Raw genomic sequence first — 2,380 nt, forward strand, 5'->3', positions numbered from 1 at the left:
AAAATACAGAAAAAAAGAATGAGAAAGGAAAAAAAGAGATGACAAAGGTATTGACAGTGGAAGGCATGATGTGCGCACACTGCACAGGAAGGGTTCAGAAGGCTTTGGAGGCTGTAGAAGGTGTGAAAGAGGTATCCGTAAGCTTAGAGGATAAGACAGCAACAGTGCAGCTTGAAAAGGAGGTTTCAGACCAGGTCCTTACAGCGGCCGTGGCGGATGCCGGCTATGAGGTAACGGAGGTAAAAATAAGCTGAAGGGGCAACCATTAATATTTCTTTAAGATTTTTACCAGGGAATTGTGTACAGGATGCAGATATGCTAAGTTATGTGTATGCGGGCACATCTAAAATTTGCGTAAGATCAGCGTTTAAAGCGCGGAAATGAGGTACTTATGAAGAATAAGCTGTATTATCTTTTGTTTGTTGTCTACGCACTGGTGGTGGTTTTTATCCTGTATATCAACGGCGTGTTTTCCCAGGATACCTCCGGCCTTGTGAATTTGTTGATCAATGTGGGCTTCCTGGTAATCATCGGTATTTTATTTATCATATCCAGCGTCAGCTTTTCCAGGCTGAACCGCTGTACGGATGATCTGTGTGAAGCGGCGGACCAGCTGTATCAGGAGTATAAGGAAAAGGGGCAGAATCTCTGGGAGAGCTGCCGCGACAAAAAGGATTTGTTCCATGAGGAGAGATTGAAAACGGCCTTCTCAAAATATAAGGCAAGAATCAACAATTACCGCACCAAAAGGGGATATGCCGGAACCTGCGATCTGGAGGAGTATATCAACGAGGACCTTCTGGACGAGGCGGCCATGACCTATTACAATTCAGGCATAGCGGGGACCATGACGGGACTTGGCATTCTGGGAACCTTTCTGGGGCTTACCATGGGGCTTGGCTCCTTTGACGGCAATGATATTTTTACCATTTCCGATAATGTGGGGCCGCTGCTTTCTGGAATGAAGGTGGCCTTTCACACCTCGGTGTATGGTATTTTCTTTTCTCTGGTATTTAATTTTGTGTACCGCAGCATTATGTCTGACGCCTACGAAAAGCTGGAGCGCTTTCTGCAGGTATTTCGCCAGTGCGCCATGCCGCCGGAACTGCCGGCAGATGAAAGCGGCGCCGCCATGCTGGTGTATCAGGCGAATATGTCCCGCAGCATGAAGGAGATCGCCCAGCTTTTAAGGGGAAATGCCCTGGATCAGACAGCGGGTGTGGAGCGTATCGTCAAGGAATTTGTGGAACAGATGCAGTCTGCACTGGGAACGGATTTCGGGCGGTTTGGAAACACGATGAGAGCCACCCAGGAGGCCCAGCAGGCCTATGCGGATAACTGCAAAAATCTCATTGACGCCGCTACGGCGCTGGTGGAGGTCAACCGGAACGTACAGGAGACCCTGGTACAGATCATGAAGCGTCAGGAGGAATTTGCCCGGCAGCTAAATGCCCAGAAGGAAAAACTGGAGGATACCTGTGAGAGCATAAGTGATGAGGTGAGCAGCCAGCTTTACACCTTTACCCAGACAAGGAGCGCCTATGAAAAATAACAGGAAGAACAGAGAGGCTTTTGCGGAGCACAGCTTTTGGCAGTCCTATTCGGATATGATGGCCGCCCTTCTTTTGATCTTTATTTTGATTATCGCCATCACTCTGGCCATATATAAGCAGAAAACCTCCGACTTAGAGCAGACCAGGCTGGACTTAAGTGCAGCACAGGAACAGCTTGACGCGGCCCGGGCGGATCTGGAAAGCTCCCGGGCGGAGATCGAGCAGCAAAACCAAGAACTGGCCGCATCCTTAGCCCAGCTGGAACAGGCCTATGCCCAGGCGGCGCTGACACAGGAGGAGCTGGATCAGGCCTATCTGGAAATTGCAAATGCCCAGGCGGAGCTTTCTGCCACGAGGAGCGAGCTGCAGAATATTGTGGGAATCCGCACGGATTTGATCGGAGAGCTGCAGAATACCTTTGAGAATTCCAGCATGACGGTGGATGCTCAGACAGGGTCCATCACCTTCTCCGCGGACGTGCTCTTTCGGTATAACAGCGCTACGCTTACATCCCAGAGCCGCAGCACCCTGCGGGAGGTCATTCCCAAATACCTGGAGGTGCTTTTACAGGATCAGTACCGGGAATACATTGCGGAAATCATCATAGAGGGACATACGGATACGGACGGCGGATATCTGAGCAATATGGAGCTGTCCTACAACCGGGCCAGCGCAGTGGCCAGATTCTGTCTGGATGAGGAAAACGGGCTCAGCCAGGAAAAAATAGAGCAGCTGCAGGAGCTTTTGACCGTGAACGGGCGTTCCTACAGCGAGCCTGTCTACGAGACGGATGCGGCGGGAGCCCAGACCGGGGAAATAGATATGGC

Annotated in this window: 3 protein-coding genes; all 3 read left to right on the forward strand. The window is 50.7% G+C overall.

The features are described 5' to 3' along the window. A partial coding sequence (locus tag AC1WIP_RS14630) for a heavy-metal-associated domain-containing protein (protein WP_481142519.1) occupies positions 1 to 254 on the forward strand: 254 nt, incomplete at its 5' end. A 137-nt stretch (positions 255 to 391) separates the two neighbouring features. Next, positions 392 to 1,552 carry a MotA/TolQ/ExbB proton channel family protein gene (locus tag AC1WIP_RS14635; RefSeq protein ID WP_481142520.1) on the forward strand — a complete coding sequence of 387 codons (1,161 nt, stop codon included), beginning with the start codon at positions 392 to 394 and terminating at the stop codon, positions 1,550 to 1,552. Then, positions 1,542 to 2,380: OmpA family protein (locus tag AC1WIP_RS14640; protein ID WP_481142521.1), on the forward strand; the 839-nt coding region annotated here is incomplete at its 3' end. The genes AC1WIP_RS14635 and AC1WIP_RS14640, both read left to right, overlap by 11 nt.

The sequence above is a fragment of the Acetatifactor sp. genome, assembly GCF_982438285.1.

What these genes read in the sequence shown, in the direction of transcription:
- AC1WIP_RS14635 (WP_481142520.1), top strand. Translation starts at nt 392, where the DNA reads ATGAAGAATAAGCTGTATTATCTTTTGTTTGTTGTCTACGCACTGGTG.